Origin of the sequence: Protofrankia coriariae, assembly GCF_001017755.1 — a bacterium.
GTDB lineage: Bacteria > Actinomycetota > Actinomycetes > Frankiales > Frankiaceae > Protofrankia > Protofrankia coriariae.
On the sequence record NZ_JWIO01000003.1, the window covers coordinates 192,429 to 216,706 of the forward strand.

Annotated in this window: 17 protein-coding genes and 2 pseudogenes (1 of these 19 only partly in view); 13 read left to right on the plus strand and 6 right to left on the minus strand. The window is 71.1% G+C overall.

What is annotated here, in order from left to right; translation table 11 throughout:
* Positions 1–787: 787 nt before the first annotated feature.
* Complete coding sequence (gene pcrA / locus FrCorBMG51_RS03220; RefSeq protein WP_047221605.1) at positions 788–3,256, plus strand: DNA helicase PcrA; 2,469 nt, start codon at positions 788–790, stop codon at positions 3,254–3,256.
* Positions 3,257–3,393: 137 nt separating this feature from the next.
* Here pcrA and FrCorBMG51_RS03225 read toward each other — a convergent pair whose 3' ends face one another.
* Positions 3,394–4,059 carry a M23 family metallopeptidase gene (locus tag FrCorBMG51_RS03225; protein ID WP_235433266.1) on the minus strand — a complete coding sequence of 222 codons (666 nt, stop codon included), beginning with the start codon at positions 4,057–4,059 and terminating at the stop codon, positions 3,394–3,396.
* 391 nt (positions 4,060–4,450) lie between these two features.
* Positions 4,451–5,428 carry an esterase/lipase family protein gene (locus FrCorBMG51_RS03230; protein WP_235433267.1) on the minus strand — a complete coding sequence of 326 codons (978 nt, stop codon included), beginning with the start codon at positions 5,426–5,428 and terminating at the stop codon, positions 4,451–4,453.
* A 696-nt stretch (positions 5,429–6,124) separates the two neighbouring features.
* Between FrCorBMG51_RS03230 and FrCorBMG51_RS03235 the strand changes: the two genes are divergently transcribed.
* The 6 genes from FrCorBMG51_RS03235 (at position 6,125) to purH (ending at position 13,720) form a co-directional block, all read left to right on the plus strand.
* Positions 6,125–6,565, plus strand: a complete 441-nt coding sequence (locus FrCorBMG51_RS03235; RefSeq protein ID WP_013875048.1) for a cobalamin B12-binding domain-containing protein — start codon at positions 6,125–6,127, stop codon at positions 6,563–6,565.
* A 993-nt stretch (positions 6,566–7,558) separates the two neighbouring features.
* Complete coding sequence (gene sucC / locus FrCorBMG51_RS03240) at positions 7,559–8,725, plus strand: ADP-forming succinate--CoA ligase subunit beta (RefSeq protein WP_047221608.1); 1,167 nt, start codon at positions 7,559–7,561, stop codon at positions 8,723–8,725.
* 24 nt (positions 8,726–8,749) lie between these two features.
* Positions 8,750–9,625, plus strand: a complete 876-nt coding sequence (gene sucD, locus FrCorBMG51_RS03245; RefSeq protein WP_047221609.1) for a succinate--CoA ligase subunit alpha — start codon at positions 8,750–8,752, stop codon at positions 9,623–9,625.
* 1,143 nt (positions 9,626–10,768) lie between these two features.
* Positions 10,769–11,320, plus strand: coding sequence for a helix-turn-helix domain-containing protein (locus tag FrCorBMG51_RS30440; protein ID WP_235433268.1), 552 nt, complete (start codon positions 10,769–10,771; stop codon positions 11,318–11,320).
* Between the two features lie 151 nt (positions 11,321–11,471).
* On the plus strand, positions 11,472–12,047 hold the full coding sequence (gene purN, locus FrCorBMG51_RS03260) for a phosphoribosylglycinamide formyltransferase (RefSeq protein WP_047221610.1): 576 nt from the start codon (positions 11,472–11,474) through the stop codon (positions 12,045–12,047).
* Positions 12,044–13,720 (plus strand): bifunctional phosphoribosylaminoimidazolecarboxamide formyltransferase/IMP cyclohydrolase, encoded by a 1,677-nt coding sequence (gene purH, locus FrCorBMG51_RS03265; RefSeq protein WP_235433269.1) that lies wholly within the window; start codon positions 12,044–12,046, stop codon positions 13,718–13,720. Before purN ends, purH begins: the two co-directional genes overlap by 4 nt.
* Positions 13,721–14,059: 339 nt before the next feature.
* Here the strand turns inward: purH and FrCorBMG51_RS03270 are convergent, their stop codons facing one another.
* Positions 14,060–14,368 (minus strand): hypothetical protein, encoded by a 309-nt coding sequence (locus FrCorBMG51_RS03270; RefSeq protein WP_013875041.1) that lies wholly within the window; start codon positions 14,366–14,368, stop codon positions 14,060–14,062.
* Between the two features lie 489 nt (positions 14,369–14,857).
* Here FrCorBMG51_RS03270 and FrCorBMG51_RS03275 point away from each other — a divergent pair, with 489 nt between their 5' ends.
* From FrCorBMG51_RS03275 to mdh, 3 genes are all read left to right on the plus strand, one after another.
* Positions 14,858–15,163: a DUF3017 domain-containing protein gene (locus FrCorBMG51_RS03275; RefSeq protein ID WP_235433270.1), complete on the plus strand. Its 306-nt coding sequence runs from the start codon at positions 14,858–14,860 to the stop codon at positions 15,161–15,163.
* 242 nt (positions 15,164–15,405) lie between these two features.
* Positions 15,406–15,612, plus strand: a complete 207-nt coding sequence (locus FrCorBMG51_RS03280) for a hypothetical protein (RefSeq protein WP_047221611.1) — start codon at positions 15,406–15,408, stop codon at positions 15,610–15,612.
* A gap of 5 nt (positions 15,613–15,617) precedes the next feature.
* Entirely contained in the window at positions 15,618–16,550 is a 933-nt protein-coding gene (gene mdh / locus FrCorBMG51_RS03285) for a malate dehydrogenase (protein WP_047221612.1), read from the plus strand.
* A 233-nt stretch (positions 16,551–16,783) separates the two neighbouring features.
* On the opposite strand, the gene FrCorBMG51_RS34390 is transcribed toward mdh, so the two are convergent.
* The gene (locus FrCorBMG51_RS34390) at positions 16,784–17,560 is read right to left on the minus strand and encodes a geranylgeranyl reductase family protein (RefSeq protein ID WP_235433271.1); all 777 of its coding nucleotides are present in this window, start codon (positions 17,558–17,560) and stop codon (positions 16,784–16,786) included.
* A 615-nt stretch (positions 17,561–18,175) separates the two neighbouring features.
* On the opposite strand from FrCorBMG51_RS34390, the gene FrCorBMG51_RS03295 reads away from it, so the two are divergent.
* Positions 18,176–19,093 (plus strand): serine hydrolase domain-containing protein, encoded by a 918-nt coding sequence (locus FrCorBMG51_RS03295; RefSeq protein WP_047221699.1) that lies wholly within the window; start codon positions 18,176–18,178, stop codon positions 19,091–19,093.
* A gap of 190 nt (positions 19,094–19,283) precedes the next feature.
* A complete protein-coding gene (locus tag FrCorBMG51_RS26125; RefSeq protein ID WP_476742094.1) occupies positions 19,284–20,591 on the plus strand; it encodes a YihY/virulence factor BrkB family protein in 1,308 nt (435 codons plus the stop codon).
* Positions 20,592–20,866: 275 nt separating this feature from the next.
* On the opposite strand, the pseudogene FrCorBMG51_RS30450 reads toward FrCorBMG51_RS26125, so the two are convergent.
* Positions 20,867–21,853 (minus strand): annotated as a pseudogene (locus FrCorBMG51_RS30450) (D-alanyl-D-alanine carboxypeptidase family protein); the annotation flags it as partial.
* Positions 21,854–22,040: 187 nt separating this feature from the next.
* On the opposite strand from FrCorBMG51_RS30450, the gene lysS reads away from it, so the two are divergent.
* Entirely contained in the window at positions 22,041–23,510 is a 1,470-nt protein-coding gene (gene lysS / locus FrCorBMG51_RS03310; RefSeq protein ID WP_047221701.1) for a lysine--tRNA ligase, read from the plus strand.
* Positions 23,511–24,071: 561 nt separating this feature from the next.
* On the opposite strand, the pseudogene FrCorBMG51_RS34395 reads toward lysS, so the two are convergent.
* Positions 24,072–24,278 (minus strand): annotated as a pseudogene (locus tag FrCorBMG51_RS34395) (AAA domain-containing protein); its annotated part runs 4,921 nt beyond the window's last position; the annotation flags it as partial.

Here is a 24,278-nt window from a genome sequence, read left to right on the forward strand (position 1 = left end):
GGCCNTCGCCGCGCCGTGGCCCGCCACGCCGTGCCGTGCCGTGCTGTGCCGTGTCGTGTCGTGCCCCGCCGGGGCGCGGTTCGCCGTGTCGACGGCCCGCGCGCCGTCAGCGCCGCCGGCGCTGCCCGCGGCCGCCGCGGGCGTGACGGATCTGGGCGGGACGTCGTTGTCGTCCTTACCGGTGGCACGTGCCGTACCGGCGGCGGGACAGGCGGCACCGGTCTTACCTGTTCTGCTCTTACTTGTCTTACCTGTGGTTTCTGTTTTGTCGCCGGTGGTACATGTCGGGTTTTCGGCTGGCTGGCGCATCATCGTGCTCCCGGTAGCTCGGCGGCCACCTCCGACGTGACCGCGGCAACAAAAAAGCCCCCCGCCGAACTGGCAGGAGGGCGAGGCGCGCTGACCCGTCGGTATTGCTTCGAAAGCATGTCGGCCCGAAAGCCTGCTTCGAAAGTGAGGTCGCGCGCCTAACTAATGATCATAATGTGCTGCGGCACCTTCTCAGTTTGCTCTTGGACGTCGGCGGCCGTCAAACCCACCGGCTCGCCCCGCGNGGCTCGCCCCGCGCCGGATGTTTGTCACACCCGGTGGCGGGATCGCGGCTACCGTGCAGGCCCTCCCACGGGCCCTCCAGCGGGCCACGGCGCGGGCCCTCCAGCGAGCCACGGCGCGGGCCATGACCGCCAGGGCGGGGATGCGCGGTCGTGGCGCGCGTCGGGGCCTCGTAGGGTGAGAGTCATGTACCGCTGTCGGACCAGCTGGGCGTCGAACGTATGATCGGCTCCCTATGAGCGCGCTTCCCGGTGGCCCGTACCCCGGCTTCGGCCTGTACCCGGGCTTCGACGACGCCGACGACCGCGACGAGCCGGGGTCGCCGACGGCGGAGGGCATACCGGGCGCCCGCCCCGCCGCGCCCCGGCTCGATCCCGACGCGCTGCTCGACGGCCTGAACCCGCAGCAGCGGGCGGCGGTCGTCCACACGGGCTCGCCATTGCTCGTCGTCGCGGGCGCGGGCTCCGGCAAGACGCGGGTGCTGACGAACCGGATCGCCTACCTGCTCGCCGCGCGCGGGGTCCGCGCTGGCGAGATCCTGGCGATCACGTTCACCAACAAGGCCGCGAACGAGATGAAGGAGCGGGTCGCCGCGCTCGTCGGCACCCGCACCCGGGCGATGTGGGTGAGCACCTTTCACTCTGCCTGCGTGCGCATCCTGCGGTCGCACGCCAAGCGCATCGGGTTCACCAGCGGCTTCTCGATCTACGACGCGGCGGACGCCCAGCGCCTGATCACGCTGGTCGCGCGCGACCTGGACATCGACCCCAAGCGGTATCCGGCACGCGCGCTCGCCACCGGGATCAGCAACCTGAAGAACGAGCTGGTCGACTGGGAGACCGCCATGAGTCGGGCGACCGGCCATGTCGAACGTGCCGTCGCCGAGGTCTACGGGCTTTACCAGCGCCGGCTGGCCGAGTCGAACGCGTTCGACTTCGACGATCTGATCATGACGACGGTGAACCTGCTGCAGGCGTTCCCGGACGTCGCCGAGCACTACCGGCGCCGGTTCCGGCACGTCCTCATCGACGAGTACCAGGACACCAACCACGCCCAGTACGTCCTGGTGCGGGAGCTGGTGGGGCAGGCGTCCCGGCTGACCGTCGACGGCGAGCCGGTACGGCCGGATCCGGTGCCGCTGGGCGCCGACGCCGACGAGCCCGCGGTGGAGCCGGCCGAGCTGTGCGTGGTCGGCGACGCCGACCAGTCGATCTACGCCTTCCGGGGCGCGAACATCCGTAACATCGTCGAGTTCGAGCAGGACTACCCCGACGCCACCGTGATCCTGCTGGAGCAGAACTACCGCTCCACACAGACGATCCTGTCCGCGGCGAACGCGGTGATAGCCCGTAACGCCCGGCGCAAGCCCAAGCGGCTGTGGTCGGACGCCGGGGACGGCGAGAAGATCGTCGGCTATGTCGCGGACAACGAGCACGGCGAGGCCGCCTTCGTCGCCGCCGAGGTCGACCGGCTCTCCGACGCCGAGCTGGCGCGCCCTGGCGAGGTCGCGGTCTTCTACCGCACCAACGCCCAGAGCCGGGTCTTTGAAGAGATTTTCATCCGGGTCGGCCTGCCCTACCGGGTGATCGGCGGGGTGCGCTTCTACGAGCGCCGTGAGGTCCGGGACCTGCTCGCCTACCTGCGGGTGCTGGTGAACCCGGCGGACACGGTGAACCTGCGGCGCATCCTCAACGTGCCCAAGCGGGGGATCGGCGACCGGGCCGAGGCGATGCTCGCGGCCTTTGCCGAACGTGAGCGCGTCCCCTTCGCCGATGCCCTGAACCGGGTGGACGAGGTCCCGGGCCTGACCGCCCGGTCGGCGAACGCGGTCCGCGGTTTCGCCACCCTGCTGGCCGAGCTGCGCGCGGCCGTGGCCGACGGCCCGGTCGCGGCGCTGGAGACGGTGCTGGAGCGGACCGGCTACCTCGCCGAGCTGGCAGCCGCGGACACCCTCGAGGCCGAGGGGCGGGTGGAGAACCTCCAGGAGCTGGTCAGCGTCGCCCGGGAGTTCAGCGAACAGTTCCCGCAGGGCTCGCTCGCGGACTTCCTCGAGCAGGTCTCCCTGGTCGCCGACGCCGACCAGGTGCCCGACCCCGATGACGGCGCGGATGGCGAGGGCGGTGCCGCCGGGGCCGTCACCCTGATGACGCTGCACAGCGCCAAGGGCCTGGAGTTCCCGGTGGTCTTCCTCACCGGCTTGGAGGACGGCGTCTTCCCGCACCTGCGCACGCTCGGTGACTCCACCGAGCTCGAGGAGGAACGCAGGCTCGCCTACGTCGGCATCACCCGGGCGCGCGCCCGGCTGTACCTGACCCGGGCGGAGGTCCGCAGCGCCTGGGGCCAGCCGACGTACAACCCGCCGTCGCGGTTCCTCGAGGAGGTGCCGGCCGAACTGGTCGACTGGCAGGGGAACACACAGTCGGCGCCGGCCGCCGCCCACCCGCGGACGAGCGCGTGGGGCTCGGCGTCCGCGGGGCCGTCCAGCGCGCGGGCCGGTGGGCTGCCGGGGCGTCGGCCCGCGCCCGCGCCGCGCGAGATCCCCGACCTGTCCCTGGGGGACCGGGTCAACCACGACACCTTCGGGCTCGGTCAGGTCGTCGCGGTGGCCGGCACCGGGGACAACCGCGAGGTGAGCATCGACTTCGGCGAGGGGACCGGCACCAAACGCCTGCTCCTGCGCTACGCCCCCGTCGAGAAGCTGTGAGCGTCCCGCGCACCCGCGTCCGGCAGGTCTGACAGGCACACGGCCAGCGCCAGCGGTCGCCAGACGTTGGGTGACGTCGGTGGCGTTCGGTGACGTTGGTACGGCGCGGCCGGTGGAAGAGCGGCCAGCGGTAGCGGTCAGTAGTAGACGTTGTGTTTGGCGAGCCACGCGAGTGGGTCGACCTTGGTGCCGTTCTGGCCGCCCAGCCGGACCTCGAAGTGCAGGTGCGGCCCGGTGGAGAACCCGGTCGACCCCTCCAGGCCCACCTGCTGACCGGTGGCGACCTGCTGACCGACCCGGACGCTGATCCGGGACAGGTGGGCGTAGCAGGTGACGACGTTGTTCGCGTGCCGGACCTGGACGAAGTTGCCGTAGCCGGACTCCCACCCCGCGTAGATGACGGTGCCGCCGTGAGCGGCGACGACCTGGGTCCCCATCGGTGCGCCGAGATCGATGCCGGGGTGGCCGTTCGCGCCGCCGAAGCGCTGGGTGATCCGGGCCTGTATCGGGCGGACCCAGCGCAGCTCCTCCTGCTGGCGTACGGCCTCCGCGGCCGTGGTCCGCTGCTGGAGGAGCAGGATGGACATCTGGGCCAGTGCCTCGTCTCGGTCGACGCGGTCGGCCTGGGCTTGGCGTCGCGCGGCGTCGCCGTCGTGTTGCCGCTCGAGCAGGGCAGGGTCACTCAGCCCGTCGGTGGCGGCGTCCGTCACGCCGCCGGACGCGGGATCGAAGATCGTCCCGGCGGTGCGCAGGCCGGAAATGACCGCCGGCTCGGAGTGGGCGATACCGGTTGTGTTGATCATAACGATGCCGAGGGTGGAGACCACGGCGGTGGCGATGCCGGTACGGCGGATCTGCGCTGCCGATGCCGCCCGGCGAGCGGAGCCGGACGAGCCGCTGTGGCCCGTGGCCCTGCCATGGCCGCGATGCCGCCCTGAGTCACGGGCTGGGGGCTGCGACAACCCGAACTCACGCTCCCGTTGCTCGACAAGACTCCCGCCGTGTCATGGCATGCCATGACACAACGTGTTACGTCACAGTGTGTTACGGCACGACGGGAGGAAAAGCCTGCAAACCGGATCGAACGCTACACCGTCCCAAAGCGGGCTTTGACACCACCCCCGCCCACGGCGGGCGNCCACCCCCGCCCACGGCGGGCGTGACGCGTGAAGCGGCGCAATTATTGCTTTTTCGTCATTGTGAGTGATGAAGATTTCGATCATGTTGGAAGTCGCCGGCCGCTGAACGGCCCTCCGCCCATGACGCGCGGTCGGAACGGGCGTCGCGGAGGGATCTCGGCGCCTCCGCCGGCGTCTCGGCCTGCTCCGCTTCCGCGGCCTCCTCCTCGCCGCCGGGGCCGGTGCGTCCGGTGTCAGGGCCGGTGCGTTCGCCGCCCGGGGCGGTGTGTTCGACGTCGTCCAGATGCGCGAGCGTGGTCGCGATCTGGTGGACGACGCCGATGTTGAACGGCAGCGAGTGGTGACCGACGCCGGGAACCCGCAGGTTGCGGACGATCAGGTCCGGATGGCGGACCAGCGCCGCCTCGGTCGGACGAATGATCGCATCCAGGTCCCCGGAGAAGGCCACGAACCTGGTCCGGCAGTTCGGTGCGGGCTCGGCGAGTTCGCGGATCACGTCCGAGTCCGGGACGAGCTGGCGCAGCAGGGTGTACGGCACCATCGGGGGGAGCAGCCGGGCCAGGCGGGTGCCCTCGTGCGGCGTGCCCAGCGTCACCAGGGTGTGCACGCGGGCGTCGCCGTCGAGTTTCTGCACGTAGTAGCGGGCAACCAGGCCGCCAAGGGAGTGCCCGACGATGTGTATGCGCGGGTAGCCCGTCTGCTCGCACATCGTCTCGACCACCGTTGCCAGCTTGCGGGCCGCCGTCGGGACGTCCGCGGTGAACAGCGGCAGGTTCACGGTGACGACCCGCCCGAAGCCTCGCCGGCGCAGCGACCGACGGAGCCGAGTGAAGATCGACCTGTTGTCGATCATGCCGTGGACCAGCAGGATCGGCGTGCCCGCGGCTTCGATGTCGCCGACGAGCAGCCCACGCCGCAGCGGGGAAAGGCCGTCGAGGGTGTAGCGGTCGGCCGGTTCGCGCAGCCGTTCCGAGACGACCCCGATCGGATAGAAGGCGATATGGGTTGCCAGCCAGGTGGCTTCCGCAGCCATTCCACGGATCGCCGCCGGTGTCTCAAGCAGGCCGCGGGTCATTTGCGTGCCCCGACGGGCCGCGGATGAGCTCATGGATCGGGTGGCTCTGCCTGCCGCCGCCCCCACCGGCCCCAGTTGACGCTTTCCGATTGCCCTGCTCCCGTCCGTGCTCGGACAGTTGTCCGAAGAACCAGTCGGCCGCACGAACTGGCCAGCCGAAGGCAGCGCGATCATCGGCCTGCTCGCGCGGCCGCGGGTCCGGGTTTCCCGCGCGGGGATGGACCCGGGAACGGCACGATACTCGCAGGCACGTAGCCCCTGGACGTTGCCCGGATGTCGCACCCGACCAGGCCGGGTCCGACGGATCGTCGACCGCGTGGGCGGCGCCCAGCCGGCCGACGCCCACCGGACACGGCCCAGCCGTTTCACACCAGACGGACCTGGCGCGGTCCGGGAGGCGTCACTGGGAACCATCACGACGTCTACCCTTACTGAGAGTATAAAAAGAGTGGGTGGATGTCGACTGTTGGTTTCTCGCCGTGACTGCCGGCCGGGATGGCGGCGGCTGTGATCCCGCCGGGCAACAGCGTGCTTCCGCCGGTGCGTCCGGCTAGGGTCTACGGAGAGATCGGGCCACGGAACGCCATGTACGGGGCATCGCGTCAGGGAAGCGACGTCCCCGGCTGATGGTGTCAGGGAACGCGAGGAGGCCGCGTGAGCGAGACCGGTGAACGTATCCGGGTGGTGGTCGCCAAACCCGGCCTTGACGGCCACGATCGCGGCGCCAAGGTTATTGCGCGGGCACTGCGGGACGCGGGTATGGAGGTCGTCTACACCGGTCTGCACCAGACGCCCGAGCAGATTGTCGAGACCGCTATCCAGGAGGACGCCGACTGCATCGGCCTGTCGGTGCTCTCGGGCGCACACATGACCCTTTTCGCGCGTCTGATGGAGCTGCTGCGGGAGCGTGGCGCCACCGACATCGTGGTAACCGGCGGCGGGATCATACCGGATGCTGACATTCCGCAGTTGAAGGCGCTCGGCGTCGCCGAGATATTCACGCCCGGGGCGACCACGGGCGAAATCGTCGAATGGATCCGGTCGAGCGTGGCCGCGGCCCACGCGCCCGGCCCCAGCGCGGTTTCCGCGGGCTGAGTCTTCCAGGTACCTTCCGGGGTCTTCCGGGTGCCTTCCGGGCCCACCGGTTTCGCCTCCCGGGTCACCGGCTTTCCGGGCCGCTCGAGCGGCCCGGCCCGCCTGCCGATGGCCGGCAGACGGCAGGCGGGCGGCGGACGACCCCGGACGGAGGGCCTTTCGGGTACACGACCCGAGGGCCGGACCGCGACCGGGTCCCGGTCGGGGAACGCACGCCGGCGCCGAAGCTCGCACGGGTGCGTGGGGCTACCCCGGCCGGGGTTTCGAGAGATCGCTCATAGGGGCGGATCCGGGAGGTCTCACGGGTAGGTGGGCCGGGGCCGCCGGCCGGCCAGGTGCGCGCTCGGTACGCCACGGGGCCCGCTCGTCGTGTCCACTCCGTCCGGACGCGGGGCACCGCCGGGCGGGACGCCGGCACTCCGCACCGGCCGTGCCCGCCGGCTCTGTTCACCGGCCGCGCTCGCCGGCTCCGTTCACCGGCCGTGTCCCTGTCGCCGGTCCGCCGGGTGGGCACGGGCATGCACCGAGGATGCGCTGAACATGTGCCGGACATGCGCCGGGCATGCTTGTCTTCGTTGTTTGTTCGCCGTTGTCCATCCGCCGTTGTTGTGACATCGGGTGTCACAGGCGCTTGTAGTTGTTCCGCCGTTCCCGTTCGGCCGGCGGTGCACGGCTTGTGGCCGGATCCGGGTACGTAGTGAGCGAGGTAACGCGGCCGTCGCCGTGGCGGGCGCCGAGATCGTGCCGGGTTCGATCGGAATAGTGGGTATTGCGATCACTGTGATCGCGGTGTCGACCACCACAAAAGCAGGCGTCCGGCACCGGATCCGGGTGATGATGGTGGCTGACCCCGGACATACGAGACCGGCCGCCGCGGCAGGAGCAGCCTCCACCGGGACGGGCGTCTTCAGTAGGCTCGGGGCGGCTTCCCTTTTCTTCGAACTTACGAACGTTCGGCCCTGACCACCGATCTCATATCCGACTGGACGGACTGTGGATCTCTTCGAGTATCAGGCGAAGAAGCTGTTCGCCGACCACGGCGTGCCTGTGCCCAGCGGCAAGGTCGCCACGACCCCCGACGAGGCACGCGGCATCGCAACTGATCTTGGTGGGCGTGTCGTCGTCAAAGCGCAGGTCAAGACCGGCGGCCGCGGCAAGGCTGGTGGCGTGAAGGTCGCCGACGGCCCGGACGACGCCACCGCCAAGGCATCGGCAATCCTCGGGATGGACATCAAGGGCCACACGGTCCACTCGGTCCTCGTGGAGCAGGCGAGCGACATCGCCGAGGAGTACTACGCCTCCTTCCTGCTGGACCGGGCGAACCGGACCTTCCTCGCCATGTGCTCCCGCGAGGGCGGGGTGGAGATCGAGGAGGTCGCCGCTACCAAGCCGGAGGCGCTCGCCCGCATCCCGATCGACCCGCTCGTCGGGGTCGACGCCACCATCGCCCGCCAGATCGCGGTGGCGGCGAAGCTCCCCGAGGCGGCCCTCGACGGTGCCACCCAGCTGCTGGTGAAGCTGTGGGAGGTCTTCGTCCGCGCCGACGCCACCCTGGTGGAGGTCAACCCGCTGATCCTCACCGGCGACGGCCGCGTGGTCGCGCTGGACGGCAAGGTCAGCCTGGACGAGAACGCCTCCTTCCGCCACCCCGACCACGCCGCGTTCGTGGACGTCGCCGCGGTGGACCCGCTGGAGCAGCGGGCCAAGGAGAAGGACCTCAACTACGTCAAGCTCTCCGGGCAGGTCGGCATCATCGGTAACGGTGCCGGTCTGGTCATGTCGACCCTCGACGTGGTGACATACGCCGGTGAGGAGTTCGGTGGGCAGCGCCCGGCGAACTTCCTCGACATCGGTGGCGGGGCGTCCGCGGAGGTGATGGCGGACGGTCTGTCGATCATTCTGAGTGACCCGGCGGTGAAGAGTGTGTTCGTGAACATCTTCGGCGGGATCACCGCCTGTGACGTCGTGGCCAACGGCATCGTACAGGCGCTGAAGATCGTCGGCGACATCACCACCCCGCTGGTCGTGCGGCTCGACGGCAACAACGCCGAGGAGGGCCGGCGGATTCTGCGCGAGGCCAACCTCGACGTGGTCAAGCCGGTGGACACCATGGACGGCGCGGCGCGGCTCGCCGCCGAGCTCGCCGCGGCCGCGGCCTGAGCGGACGGGAAGAGGCTTCCGACAATGGCAATCTGGCTGGACGAGACGTCCAAGATCCTGGTTCAGGGCATCACCGGCTCCGAGGGACGCAAGCACACCGCCCGGATGCTGCGCGCCGGCTCGAAGATCGTCGGCGGCACCAACCCGAAGAAGGCGGGCACCGATGTCGAGGGTGTGCCGGTCTTCGCGACGGTGGCCGAGACGATCGAGAAGACCGGCGCCGACGTCTCGGTGGTGTACGTCCCGCCGGCCGGGACCAAGGCGGCCGTCATCGAGGCGATCGACGCGGGCATCCCGCTCGTCGTGGTCATCACCGAGGGCGTGCCGGTGCACGACACCACCGACTTCTGGGCGTACGCGAAGTCCAGGGGCAACAGCACGCGGATCATCGGGCCGAACTGCCCCGGGATCATCAGCCCGGGCCGGTCGAACGCGGGCATCATCCCGGCCGACATCACCCCGCAGGGCCGCATCGGCCTGGTCAGCAAGAGCGGCACCCTGACCTATCAGATGATGTACGAGCTGCGTGACTTCGGCTTCTCCACCTGTGTGGGTATCGGCGGTGACCCGGTCATCGGCACCACCCACATCGACGCGCTCGCCGCGTTCGAGACCGACCCCGACACCGACGCGATCGTGATGATCGGTGAGATCGGTGGTGACGCCGAGGAGCGGGCCGCCGCCTACATCGATGAGCACGTCACCAAGCCGGTCGTCGGCTACGTCGCGGGCTTCACCGCGCCGGAGGGCAAGACGATGGGCCACGCGGGAGCGATCGTGTCCGGTTCGTCCGGGACGGCGCTCGCCAAGAAGGAGGCTCTGGAGAAGGCGGGGGTGCGGGTCGGCAAGACCCCGTCCGAGACCGCCCGGCTCATGGCCGACGTCGTGCGCTCCCTGTAGCCGCTCGCGGAACCTGCCCCGCGGGGGATCCCGCCTCGAATGATCTTGTTTCCGCTGGTTGTCGTTCCTGGCGTCGTATGACGGCGGGCCCGTTGCGGCGGCATCGTTTCCGGACCGGGTGTGGCGAGTCGTTTCCGACGGTCGGCCACGCCCGGTTGTCTTTTGTGTACCCCCTGCGTTGTTGGTGGCGGGCGGCTCGGTGCCGTGGATATTTTCAGGGTCCTTTCCCGGACATGATCGCGTTGTTTCGGCGGACAGAGGCTACGGTGTCAGGGATGAGTCCGTCAGGTCACCGCTGATCGCTGAAGTGGGGTCGTCCCGTGACACGTATAGCCGGCCGAGACATACCAAACAACGACCTTGGCATCCTGGCTGCCGGCGTCGTCCTGCTCATCGCGTCGTTATTCAACTGGTTCTCGGCCAGTGGGTTCGGCGTCACCCGTGGAGAGAACGCGTGGGGCGTCGGCTTCCTCGCCTACGGCGGCGTCGAACTCGGGCTGCTCGCCGCCGCCCTGGTGGCGGTGCGGGTCTTCACCCGGGTCCAGCTGCCGGCGGTGGGTGCCGACTGGTCTCTGATCATCGCTGCTGTCGCCGGCCTCGGCACGATCCTGATTTTCTTCAAGGTGGCGCTGGGGATCGACGGTCTCGACCGGGCGGTCGGGCTGTGGCTCGGGTTTGTCGCGTCCATCGCCATCACGGTCTTCGCCGTCCTGACCGCTGTCGCCGGCGGGCATGCGCTGCCGCGCGGCGGCCACCGGGACCGCTCGCCCAACCCGATACCTCCGGCTCCCGGGTACGACGCGTACGGCCAGCCGCTCTCGGGCGGTTACGGCCAGCCAGGCTCCTACGGCCAGCCGCCGCAGGCCGGTGGGTACGGGGGGCAGCCGGGTGGCTACGGCCAGCCGCCCCAGGCCGGCTACGGCCAGCCGCCGCAGGCCGGGGGCNGTGAGAGCCAGCCGCCCTACGGCCAGCCCGGCCGGTAGGGCCCACTCCGCCCCCGCTGGCCCCGGCCTGTTTCCCGCGGGCCGGGGGCTGCCCGGCCCGGCCGGGCATCGGCCTCCCTGACGGCTGCCCGGCCCCGCGGACGGGCCGGCTGCCCGCCACGCCCGGAAATGTCCGACCTCTCCACTAGAATTCGAACACATGTTCGTCGACGGGGAGGTCGTCATGGCTGTCAGCACCGCGTGGTTGCGGGCCGAGTCCAGACGTCTGCGGGCGCTCGGGTGGTCCTATCGGCGGATCGCGCTGGAGTGGCAGCGCCGGTACCGGCTCAACGCCCGGGTCGCCTTCCGGCTCGCCCACGGCTGGACGCAGGAGGAGGCGGCCCGGCGGTGGAACACCCGCTGGCCCGGCGACGACGCGCCGAAGACGGGCAAGTCCTTCTCCTACTGGGAGGTCTGGCCCGCCCGCGGTGGCCGAGCCCCGTCGACCCGGACGCTCCATCGGCTGGCCGAGCTCTACCTGTGCCGTCCCGGCGATCTTCTTGACGGGGATGATTTCGGCCGTCTCGACACGGGCCGCGACGAGGCCGCGCGGGGGCACGCGAGCGCGCGTGGGCACGAGGCGGCCCCGGCGCGCTCCGGCCGGCTGATCCACGCCCCGCGCGAACACCGCGCCGGGTCGGCGGCATCGGGTGGCGACTGCGGTCCATGTGTCGGCCACCCGGCCCGCCGGTCCTCCCGTCACCCCGTCTGAGCAGGCGCTATGCCCTGATCAACGGTGCTCTCGACGGATGCGCACAGGCCGCCTGAGGTCAGTACAGTCGGAGCGGAACGGTCCCTGGCCGCTGACCGTGCCGTCGGCTTCGACGGCGCGTTGCCGGCCACCTGCTTCTCCGGGGAGTCCCGTGTCCGCTCGACTGGTTGTTCTCGCCTCCGGGGTGGGCACCACCTTGCAGGCTGTGCTGGACGCCTGCCGGGATCCGTCCTTCGGCGCCGAGGTCGTTGCCGTGGGCACGGACCGCTTCGGCACTGGCGCGCAGGAACGGGCGGTGGCTGCTGGTATCCCAGTCTTCACTGTCCGTCTTGAGGACTTCCCGCGCCGGGAGACGTTCGACGAGGCCACGGCGGAGCGGATCGCCACCTGTGATCCGGATCTGCTGGTGCTCGCCGGCTACATGAAGATCCTTGGAAAGCAGGTCATCGGACGTTTCCGAACGGTGAACACCCATCCGTCGCTGCTGCCTGCGTTCCCCGGCGCCCACGCCATCCGGGACGCGCTCGCGCACGGTGTGAAGGTCAGCGGGGTCACGGTCCACTGGGTCGACGAAGGCGTCGATACCGGGCCGATCCTTGCGCAGGCGGCGGTGGACGTGGAAGCGTCCGACACGGAAGAAACGCTGCGTAGCCGTATCCAGGCAGTGGAACGCATCCTGTACGTACAGACGATCGGCCGGATCGTCCGGTCGGAGGAGGGGACATGACATCCGCACAGGTCCCGCGGGAGTCCTCACCCAACGAGCCGGTGGCGGGAGCGCAGGGTTCCCCGCCTACCGACGCGGCCTCGTCCGGCGGTGGCGAACTGGTCGCCACGGGGCGGCGCCCCATCCGGCGGGTGCTGGTCAGCGTCTACGACAAGACCGGTCTGGCCGAACTGGCGGCCGTGTTCACCGAGGCCGAGGTGGAGGTCGTCTCCACCGGTTCGACCGCGGAGGTCCTCGCCCGGCACGGCCTGGCCGTCACGCCGATCAGCACCCTCACCGGGTTCCCCGAGATCCTCGGCGGGCGGGTGAAGACGCTGCACCCGCGGGTGCACGCCGGCCTGCTCGCGGACCTGCGCAACGTCGAGCACGCCGAGACGCTCGCCGAACTCGACATCGAGCCGTTCGACCTCGTCGTGTCCAACCTCTACCCCTTCCGGGAGACGGTGGCCGGCGGGGCTCCCGAGGACGAGGTGATCGAGCAGATCGACATCGGTGGCCCGGCGATGATCCGTGCCGCCGCGAAGAACCACCCCACCGTGGCCGTGGTGGTCTCCCCAGCGGACTATCCGGAGCTGGTCGCCGCGATCCGGGCCGGTGGTTTCGACCTGGCCGCCCGCCGCCGACTCGCCGCCCGCGCCTTCGCCCACACCGCCGCCTACGACGTCGCGGTCGCGTCCTGGTTCGCCAGCGTCGGCGCACCCGACCAGGTCGCCCGCGAGTCCGGCTGGCCGGACACGGTCGCCGCGGTGTGGCGCCGCGCCGAGGTGCTGCGCTATGGCGAGAACCCGCACCAGCGGGCCGCGCTGTACGCCGCCGAGAACGAGGAGCCGGGGCTCGCCGGTGCCCGGCAGCTACACGGCAAACCGATGTCGTTCAACAACTTCACCGACGCGGAGGCGGCCCGCTCCGCCGTGGCCGACTTCGGCGAGCCGGCCGTGGCCGTGATCAAGCATGCCAACCCCTGTGGTCTGGCGATCGGCCGCGACATCGCCGACGCGCACCGCAAGGCGCACGCCACCGATCCGGTGTCCGCCTTCGGCGGGGTCATCGCGACGAACCGTCCGGTCAGCGTCGCCCTGGCCGAGCAGATCGCGGAGATCTTCACCGAGGTCGTGGTGGCGCCCGGCTACGACGACGGGGCGGTGGAGATCCTGGCCCGCAAACCCTCGATCCGCCTGCTGGAGAGCCCCCTGCCGCCGCACTCGCACGGCGTGCAGATACGCCAGATCTCCGGTGGGCTGCTGCTGCAGTCCCGCGACGCGCTGGACGCCGCCGGTGACGATCCCTCGGGCTGGACGCTGGAAGCCGGCTCGCCCGCGGACGAGGGCACCCTGGCCGATCTCGCCTTCGCCTGGAAGGCAGTCCGGTCGGTGAAGTCGAACGCGATCCTCGTCGCCACCGACGGCGCCACGGTCGGTGTCGGCATGGGCCAGGTGAACCGGGTGGACGCCGCGCGACTCGCGGTGGCCCGTGGGGGTGACCGCGTGAAGGGGGCGGTGGCCGCCAGCGACGCCTACTTCCCGTTCCCGGACGGGCTGCAGGTGCTCATCGACGCCGGGGTCCGCGCGGTTGTCGAACCGGGCGGATCCGTCCGCGACGAGCAGGTCGTGGCGGCCGCGCGGGATGCCGGGATCACCCTCTACTTCACCGGCGTCCGGCATTTCACGCACTGACGGTCACGCACTGACGGTTACCGCGCTAACGGTAGCCGGCGGAAGCGTCTGAAGCCTTCGGGGTCGGTGGAGGCGATGCTTACTGACAGTGCCCAACTGATAGTGATCAACTGATGGTGATCAGCGGAAACGGCGTCCGAATCCGCCACGGCCTGACCAGGGCGCGGCGGCCGGTGGGGCCGGGTCGATGTCGGGGTCACGGGCAGGCATCCGCCGCGCGGCCGGCGTTTCGGTGACGACGGTGTCATCGGTCCGGCCGTCGTCCCGCCGCCGTGACGCGCGTACCTGGTCGTTGGTGCCGTCCGGATCCGCATGTGGCGGCCGGACGGCACCAACGCTTCACGAGATGGACGCGGACTCCGCCGCTGCCGCCCCACGCCGCGACGTGCTGGTGGTGGTGCCGTTCGAGGACGCCGGGATGGCCCCACCGGGCGTGTCGTTGGTGGGGACGTAACGCTGCGCCACCCAGTCCAGGGCTTCCCGCCAGTTCGCGCCGTACAGGACCGAGATCCTGTCCGCCGTCTGCCGCGCGAGCGCCTGTACGAACACCCGGTCGTCGCTGTCCAGGTGCCGGGCGTCTCCGAAGGTCTCCCAAGCTCGGAACATCAGTTCCTGCAACTTCTTGCTGTGTGGCGATTCGTCTGTCACGGCCCACTCCCTCCCACTCCGGTGGCTGCGGCGGAAGTGTCCCCTAGTCCCGTGCGGAGGGTTCACCCGGGGGTCTAAAAAATTGCGATTCGATGGATGATCACGGGTTTTTGCGATTGCCGGCGCGGTACTGGGCGATCCGCCCACTTAAAGATCAAAAATGCCTCGGAGCTGCCCGGACAGGGAAGCTGGCGTGGTCGGAAGGCCCCGGCGGGCCCTGGGACGCGACGTGACCGCGGGGCCACTGCGACCGGCACCGCCTCCGGACGCCCATCCTCAACAACTCCAACGACTGTCGCGGCCGGGGAGGCCGCCTCCCAGTGGGCCGCTGCGGCCGGGAGGCCGCCTCCCAGTAGACGTAGACTGCTCTGCGTGGTCGGGGTGAGTGGCCGGGGGATCGAGTCCGGACAGGGGCTGCCGGTTCCGGTCGACCGTCCGGCCGGTGGGGCGTGGACATGTCGGTGACTGTGCGGTGTCGGTGACTCCACGGTGAACGCCGGCCGCCGTCAGCGTCTGGCCCGGAGGCGCTCGTCGCCGGGCTGGGACCCGGTGCTCACGGTCGTGCTGGGTGCGGCGATCATCGCTCTGGTGTTCGTGTCACAGGACCACTGGCGACGCGGGCTGCTCGGGCTGGGCGTGGTCCTGCTCGCCGGGGCCGTCATGCGGCTGGTCCTGCCGACCCGGCGGGCTGGGCTGCTCGCCGTCCGGAGCCGGGTTTTCGATGTCGCGACACTCGCAGCCCTCGGCGTGACGATCATCGTGGTGACGCTGGCGGTACCGGCCCCGGGGTCGTAAGGGCCGCGCGGACGCGGCCGTCATCCCTGAAGGGCGCGCGGCGGCGGGGCCCGCTGCCGACGGGTGTCCAGTGGCGGAGCGTCCGCTGCCGTGATCCCGGTGGCCTCCCGGGAGGCTCGGCTGGCCCGGGGCGAGGAGTCCGCTGCCCATCTCGAAGGCGATCGCGGTAACCTCACGATATCCGGAACATTTCTAAACATCATCCGAATATCGTGTTCAGATGAGCGGGGCGAACAGTACACATGCCGACCCACCGCGTCCCCCTGATCCCCGGTGACGGGAGCGGGCCTGGGCACACCGAGGCGGCCACCCGGGTGCCCGGGGCGGCTGCCTCGGCCGTGGGCTGCGGTTTCGGCGTCATCTACGATCTGAGGCCGAACCGTATCGACCCGGCCGCCGGCGGGACGGCGGAATACACCGACGCCATCACCGAAAAACTGAGGGGCTGACACCGATGGGTGGGAAGGTAACCGTTGTCGGAGCTGGTTTCTATGGTTCCACGACCGCGCAACGCCTTGCCGAGTACGACATTTTCGACACGGTCGTCCTCACCGACATCATCGAGGGCAAACCGCAGGGGCTCGCTCTCGACCTGAACCAGTCGCGGCCGATCGAGGGTTTCGAGACCACGGTTGTCGGGACGAACGACTACGCCGACACCGAGGGGTCGGACGTCGTCGTCATCACCGCCGGTCTGCCGCGCAAGCCGGGCATGAGCCGGCTGGACCTGATCGAGGTCAACGCGAAGATCGTCCGTCAGGTGTCGGAGAACATCGCGAAAACCTCGCCTGAGGCCGTCGTCATCGTGGTGTCCAACCCGTTGGACGAGATGACCGCGCTCGCCTCGAACGTCCTCGGCTTCCCCCGCAGCCGGGTCATCGGCCAGGCCGGCCTGCTCGACACCGCCCGTTTCACCAACTTCGTCGCGGTGGAACTCGGCGTGCCGGTGAAGTCGGTCCGCACGCTCACTCTGGGTTCGCACGGCGACACCATGGTCCCGGTGCCCTCACACTCCACGGTGGACGGCAAGCCGCTCGCCGACCTGCTCCCCGCGGACAAGATCGAGGAGCTGGTGACCCGTACCCGCAACGGCGGGGCCGAGGTGGTCGCGCTGCTCAAGACCGGATCGGCGTACTACGCGCCGTCCGCCGCCGCCGCCCGGATGGTCAAGGCCGTGGCCGAGGACTCCGGCGCGGTGATACCGGCGTGCGCGTGGGTGGATGGCGAGTTCGGTATTGCCGGTGTCTATCTCGGTGTGCCCGCCGAGATCGGCCGTGGTGGCGTGAAGAAGGTCGTGGAGATCGACCTGTCCGACCAGGAGAAGGCCGCGCTGATCACCGCCGCCGAGGCCGTCCGGGCCAAGCAGGCCGACGTCGCCAACCTGTAACGGCCTGTAGTAACGGTCTGTAACAGCTGCCGGCTGTGACGACGCATTGCCGTAGCGGACCATGACTGGTCGATGGCTGGTCGATCGTCCCATGGCCGTACCACCGGCCATGGGACGAAACCGGCCCACGGGACGAGCCGGGCGGAGCGGCACGGCCGGGCGGAGCGGCAGGCATCGGCGGCATGAGGGCGCCGGCCGGCTGACGAGCCCGCAGCCCGCCCCGGCCGGTGCGCTCACCGCCAGCCGGCCACCAGCTTGCGCACGGCCAGCCGGGCCAGTGACGCGGCGGGGATCGTCCCGCGTCCCAGGCCGATCTCCAGCAGGGTGTCGAAGAGTTCGGTGCGGTGGCTCGCGGCCGCGACGGCGGCGTCCATCAGGGTGCGATGCCGGCCGGCGAGCCCGGCCAGCAGGGTGGTGTGGCGCAGGTGCCGCCCGAGCTCACGCTCGAGGGCGTGCCGGTAGACCGCGCCGGCCGCGCCCGGCGCGGCGGTGACAGCGGTCTGGCCGGCGAGCGACCCTGACAGCAGGGCGTAGTAGATGCCCTCGCCGGTGAGCGGATTGATCAGCGACGCGGCGTCTCCGGCGAGCAGCACCGGGCCGTCGGGCTGGCGGGGCCGCCAGGTCGACAGGGGCAGGTGGTGGGCGCGCAGCGTCCCGGGATACGCGGGCTGGTCGGCAAGCATCCGGGCCAGGGTGCCGTGCAGGACGGCCCGGCCACCACCGTCGCCGCCGCCGTGCAGCTCGTCGAGCTTGGAACGCAGCATCCCGTAGCCGATGTTGGCGCGGCCATCCCCGATCGGGAACGACCAGGCGTAGGCCGGCCAGCCCTCGTCGGTCATCTCGATGAGCTGCTCGGGCGGGCGGTCGGCGGACGGCGCGTCGGCGTACCCGCGCACGGCGATGGCCAGCGCCTCCGGTGGGTTCGGCCCGATGCCCAGGGCCCGCCGGGTGGCCGAGTTCGCCCCGTCCGCCCCGATCACCACCCGGGCCCGCAAGTGACCGTTGACCACCACCGGCTCGCCCGCGNCTCGCCCGCGCCGCCGCCCGCCGCCACCGAGCGCACCCGCTCGCGCCGCAGGACGGCTCCGCGCGCGCGGGCGGCGGCGACCAGGCGCGCGTCGAAGATCTTGCGTGGCACCACGTAGTTCGCCCGTGGGCACGGGGTCGCCACCTGCGCGCCACCCGGCGCGCGCAGCCGCATCCGGTCCACCGGCGTGAACCCGGCGGCCGCGTCCGGCACGCCGAGCGCGCGCAGAACGTCCAGGCCGTGCGGGGCGATGCCGTCACCGCAGGCCTTGTCCCGGGGGAAGTCCGCGGCGTCGAGTAGCACGACGCGGGTGCGTGGCCGCAACTGCAGCGCGCGCAGGGCGGCGGCGCAGCCGGCCGGGCCGGCGCCGACGACGAGCAGGTCGATGGTCCCGGCCGGGCCGGCCGTGGACGCCGTCCCGGACGCCGCCGTGCGGGCCGCCGCGGAAGCCGCGGTGGAGGAGACCACGGTGGAGGCCGCCGGAGAGACGGTCGCGGACGTGCTCATGCTGTCGGGAGATGTCGGTGTTGCCACATCGGCCCAGTGTCCCAGTGCGTTGGGCGCACACCCACGTGAGGAGGTTCGTACAGTTCATCAGGTGGATGCCCTTGCGCAGGTGGACGCCTGGCCGGTGGAGAACGCGGCCGTCGCGGTGCTGCTCTCCGGAGGTTCCGCGGATCCCGGCGGTCCTGCCGGTTCCAGCGGTCCTGACGGTTCCAGCACGGCCGCCGGCACCGGCGATGCCCTCGGCGCGGTCACGGTCGCCGGGTCGGTCGGGGACGCGGACAGGCTGTTCCGGCTGGCGTCGGTGTCGAAGCTGCTGTCCGCCTACGCGGTGCTGATCGCCGTGGAGGAAGGGGTCTTCGCTCTCGACGATCCGGCGGGCCCGCCGGGTTCGACCGTCGCGCACCTGCTCGCCCACACCTCGGGTCTGGAGTTCGCCGGCAGCCGGCTGCTGGCCGAGCCCGGGGCGCGACGGGTCTACTCGAACACCGGTTTCGAGATCCTCGGGGAGACGCTCGAGAAGGCGTCCGGGATCGCCTTCCCCGACTACCTGGCCGAGTCCGTGTTCGCGCCGCTGGGGATGGGCTCCTCCGAGCTACGGGGTTCGCCCGCACACGCGGTGTGGTCGAACCTGCACGACATAATCCGTTTCGCCGCCGAGTTGCTGGCGCCGCGCCTGCTGGCCCCCGCCACCTTCGCGCTGGCGACGTCGGTGGCCTTCCCCGGTCTCATTGGTGTGCTGCCGGGCTTCGGCGCGCAGAAGCCGAACGACTGGGGGCTCGGTTTCGAGATCCGCGGCGGGAAGCAGCCGCACTGGACGGGCAGCACCAACTCGCCCGCCACGTTCGGCCACTTCGGCCGGAGCGGGACGTTCCTGTGGGTGGATCCCGTGCCGCGAGCGGCCTGCGTGGCCCTGACCGACCGCGAGTTCGGCACCTGGGCAGCGCAGGCGTGGCCGGTGCTGTCCGACGACGTGGTGGCCGCCGTCCGCGCGGACGGTATCCCGCGCTGAGCGTGTTACCCGTGCCGGCGCGCTCCCGCGTCCGTCGGGGGCCGGGCGCCGAGCGGATCCCGCCGCCCGGCCGGTACAACGGGCGTGCCAGGCGTGACGGCGCCGAGCTTTTGGGTAGTTAGCACTGGTGGCTAACCCGATCAGTGCGGTCCGCTTCGGGGCACGGAAGGCGTCCGACGCCGCGGGTTCCGTGCGCCGCAGAAGACCCTTCGTCGACCATGCCGTACGCGGCTACCGCCGGTATGCCGAGGACGGCGGTGACCGACTCGCGGCGGCTGCCACGTATTTCGCCTTCCTGTCCTTCTTCCCGCTGGTGGCGCTGGCCTTCTCGATCACGGGGTTCGTGGTCGACGCGTATCCGAACGTCCAGCAGGAACTGGTCAACCAGATCAACAGTTATCTGCCGGGGATGGCGGACAAGCTCGACATCGCCAGTATCGGCAACTCGAAGGTCGGGGTCGGCCTGATCGGTCTGGCCGGTCTGCTGCTGGCCGGGCTGGCCTGGATCAACGCGCTGCGGGACGCCATCCGGATCATCTGGCACCAGAGCGTGGACGTCGGCAACGCGCTGGTGCGCCGGCTGCGGGACCTCGGCGTCCTCGTCGGGCTCGGGCTGATCGTGTTCGCGTCCATCGCGGTGACCAGTGTCATCACCTCGGTGTCGGGGACGTTCCTGGAGGGGATCGGCCTGTCCGGGAGCACCGCGGCGACGGTGCTGACCACGCTGCTCGCCCTCGGCATCGCGCTGGCGCTGGACGTGACGGTCTTTCTGTGTCTGTTCCTCTGGCTGCCGTCGATCACCGACCGTCGCCGAGCGGTGCGCGGAGCCCTGCTCGGCGCCGTCGGCGTGGAGAGCCTCAAACTGCTCGGCACCTGGCTGGTCGGGATGATGACCGACAACCCCGTGTACGGGACGTTCGCGGTGATTGTCGGTCTGCTCATCTGGATCAACATCGTGCTGCGCTGGACCCTCCTGGTCGCGGCGTGGACGGTGACCGCCCCCTACGACTCCGACGTCGTCCCGTCCGGCACCGCCGCGACTGCCCCGGATGACGATGCCGCCGAGCCTGTTGACGCCGTCCCGGACGGCGGTGCCGGTGAGCCTGCTGACGCCGTCCCGGATGGCGGTGCCGGGGCCGCCGGGAGAGCGGCCGAACCGCCCGGTGGGCCGGCGCCCGNTCGGCCGCCGGATCACCCGCTGGTGCCGTTGCGGGCTCCGTCGATGACCGGGTGGACGCGCCAGCGCCCCGGCCGGGGCCGTCGGCACCGTCACCGCGCGGTTGAGGCACGATCCGGACGAGCCCGGTCCGCGATGCCGTGCCCGCGACCACGGACGCGGACGGATCCCGCGTCACGGCGGGCCGCGCCGNCCGCCGTCCCGGGCCGCGTGCCGATGCCCGGAGACGGCTGCCGCGCACGATGCCGCCGGCGCAGGGTCAGCACCATGGCGAGCAGCGTCACCGCGATGGCGATCCAGGTGACCAGGCCGACGGTGTGACCGCCGCTGGACGCCTCCGCCGTGCCATGTCCGTCCGTGTTGGCCTCCTGCTGGCCCGCTTCGTTCTGGCCGGCGCCCCCGCTGCGACCGGCACCTGCCCGTGCCGGCTCGCTGGCGATCGCGTGGGCCACGTGGGCCGCGGGCTCGGCGCGTACCGCCGCGTCGGCCCTGCCCGTCAGCTGCCCGACCGCGGCGATCGAGCCGACGTGTGCGAACCCCCAGTCGAACAGGGCGCGGGCGTCGCCGGCGTACGCGGGCGCCGCCCGCAACATGGTGACGATGAGCGTGTGGTTGCCACGCCGGACCGCGCCGACGTAGGTGGCGCCCGCCGCGGCGGTGTAGCCGTTCTTGACGCCGATCGTCCCCGGATAGGAACCGAGCAGGTCGTTGTGGTTCTGGATCTCGAAGGACACGCCGCCCCGGCCACGGACCGTCGCCCGCGGGATCGTCAGGAACCCCTTCACCGCGGGGCTGGTGAGAGCGGCCCGGCCCAACAGGGCAAGATCGTATGCTGATGTGGCCTGGCCGGGGGCGTCCAGGCCGGTGGGATCCCCGGCGCGGGTGGCGCGCGCGCCCAGATCCGCGGCGATCCGGTTCATCAGCGTGACCGTGGCCGCGGTACCGCCGGCGGCTTCGGCGAGCGCGGTGGCCGCGTCGTTGCCACTTGCGACGATCATGGCGGTGGCCAGCTCGGCGACGCTGTAGGTCATGCCCGGCACGAGGCCGACCCGGGTCCCGTCGACCCGCGCGGCCGCGTCGCTGACCGTCACCTGCTGGGCCAGTGGCAGCCGAGGCAGCACGGCGAGCGCGGTCAGGATCTTCAGTGTGCTTGCCGGCGGGTACTGGCCGTGCGCGTCCCGCGCCGCGAGCACCGCGCCGCTGTCGGCGTCGGCGACGAGCCAGGCGGCGGCCGTGACCTGCGGGGGAGGCGGCAGTGCCTGCGGACTGACCGCCACACCGCGACTGTCGAGCGCCGGGCCACCGAGAGTGTCCGGCGGGGATGCCGGAGGCGGCGGTGCGGGCAGCGAGGAGGGTGCGGGAGGCAGTGGGGACGGTGAGGGTGCCGGTACGGGGGGAGTCGGTGGCGGCGCCACCGCGGTTGCGGCAACCGGCCCGGCGGCCGGGACTCCGACGATCAGCCACCCCGCCAGGGCCGCCACCAGGATCACCACCAGGGGCGGGAAAGCCGGCAGGCGGATGGGCCGGACCAGGGCCAGGCGGCCCGTCGCTGGCGTCCTGAAGCGTCGGCGAGTCCGAAGCATCCAGCCAAGTTACTGTCGGTCACTCCACCGCGGCCGCAGAAGCCCCGCCGTGTCGCCCTCCAACCACTGCCACAGCGCCCACATACCATGATCTACATACCGTGGTCGACGTGTGCCGTCCGCTGGACGTGATCCCCCCTTTGGGCGTCGGCGCGGGTGGGTTGTCGTTTCGCTATAGGGTGTGTTGATGTCAACGGAGGAGTCCGGGGTGAGCGGGCCCCGGTCCGGCTATCGCACCGACTCGGTGGCTGCCGAGGCAAGAGAAGCGCCCGACGGTACGCCTGTCCGCCTCGCCGGCCGGGTGGTGCTCTGGCGTCGGATGGGCGGCCTGATCTTCGGGCACATCCAGGACCGCAGCGGGCGTGTCCAGGTCTCCCTGTCCAGGGACGAGCTGGGCGCGGACACCATCAGGGAGTGGTCCCGCGCGCTGAAGATCGGCGATTTCGTCGGGGTCGCCGGCCGCCTCTACACCACCCGTCGTGGTGAGCGGACGGTAGCGGTATCCGATCTCACCGTGCTCAACCGGACGGCGCGCGCGTTGCCGGACAAATGGCAGGGCCTGTCGAACGTGGAGGCCCGCTACCGCCGCCGCTATCTCGACCTGCTGGTCAACGACGAGTCCCGGGCGCGGTTCCGGACCAGGGCGAAGGCGATCCAGCGGATCCGCCGGTTCCTCGACGACAACGACTTCCTCGAGGTCGAGACGCCGATCCTGCAGGAGGCGGCCTCCGGCGCCGCCGCCCGGCCGTTCGTCACCCACCACAACGCGCTCGACGAGGACTTCTACCTGCGGATCTCACCGGAGACGTTCCTCAAGCGCGTCGTCGTCGGCTCCTTCGACCGCGTCTACGAGCTCGGCCGCAATTTCCGCAACGAAGGCATGGACTCCTCCCACCTCCAGGAGTTCACGATGCTGGAGTGGTATGCCGCCTACTGGGACTACCGCGACAACATGGCCTTCGTCCGCGAGCTGATCCTGGCGGTGCTCGACGACGTCCTCGGCACTCGTACCGTCACCTACGAGGGCGTGAAGCTGGACTTCGGCGCCGACTGGCCGGAGCTGGACTACCGGGCCGAGGTCGCCCGGCGCACCGGCATCGACCTCGCCGTGGTACGCGACCTGCCGACCCTGCGGGAGCGGGTCGCCGGCCTCGGGCTGGACGTCGAGAACGCGCCGTCGTACGCGGCACTCGTCGACCTGCTGTACAAGAAGACGGTCCGGCCCGGGCTCGTCCAGCCGTGCTTCCTGGTGCACCACCCGGCGGAGCTGGTGCCGCTGGCCCGGCGCAGCGACGACGACCCCACCCGGCTCGACATGTTCCAGGTCGTGGTAAACGGTTGGGAGATCGTCAAGGCGTACTCGGAGCTGGTCGACCCGGCCGAGCAGCGAACCCGGCTGGAGGAGCAGGCCGAACTGCGCGAGGCCGGCGACGACGAGACCATGATGCTGGAGGAGGACTTCATCGAGGCGATGGAGTACGGGATGCCACCGATGTCCGGCCTCGGCCTCGGCATCGACCGGTTCACCGCCCTGCTCACCGACGCGCCCACCCTGCGCGACGTCGTCCTCTTCCCCACCATGCGCGGCGCCAGAAAAGGCCAGCACACCCCCGACGACCAGGCTGCTCCCGACGCCGACGCCGACGCCGACGCCTGACCAGGGCCAGGCTTGGCTTCGGCTCCCGGCCCGGCGAACGGACGCGCCACCAGGCGCCGGCCACCGGAGAAGATCGTCGAAAGTTTGTCGCTGTGTACGCTGTTTCGCCTGAAAAGCGTGCACAACGACAAACTCGTTCAGATCATGGCCCGTGTGGGCGGCCGCGGGCAGGAGCCATGCCGGCTGACCGAGAGCGCTGATCGGACAATGTCCCAGGTCAGGGGTCCCAGGTCGGGAGTCCTAGGTCAGGGCGCCGAGGGCGTCGTCGAGGCCTTCCAGGTCGCTCAGAGGGATTGGCGTCCAGCGGTGTTCGCCGGCTCCTGGTGCGCCGGCCGCCCGACCGCCGGCCGCCGTGTCAGCCGTGTCGACATCATCGCCGCTGGCGTTCTCGCCATCCCTGCGCGTGTTGTCCGTGGGGATGTTGTCCGTGGAGATGTCGTCCCCGGGCGCGTCGTCCGCCGGTGTGCCCGGACGGGGTGGTGCCGGCTGCGATCCGTGACCGGCTCCGGCCGGATCGACGGGGGCGGTGCCGCCCCGGGCGGTACGAGCCGCGTGCGGCGCCACCGGTGTCACCCCGACGGCGCTCAGGGCCGGCCACAGGGAGGCGAGCGCGGCGTCCGGATCGATCTCGAACTCCGACTGGCGGATCCGCCAGAAGCGCCAGCCAGCCCGGCGCAGCTCCCGCTCGCGGGCGAACTCGTGGGCGATCCGCTCGGGCGGCACGGCGGTGTCCGCGTCGCACTCGACCGCGAGGCGGGCGCGTCCGCC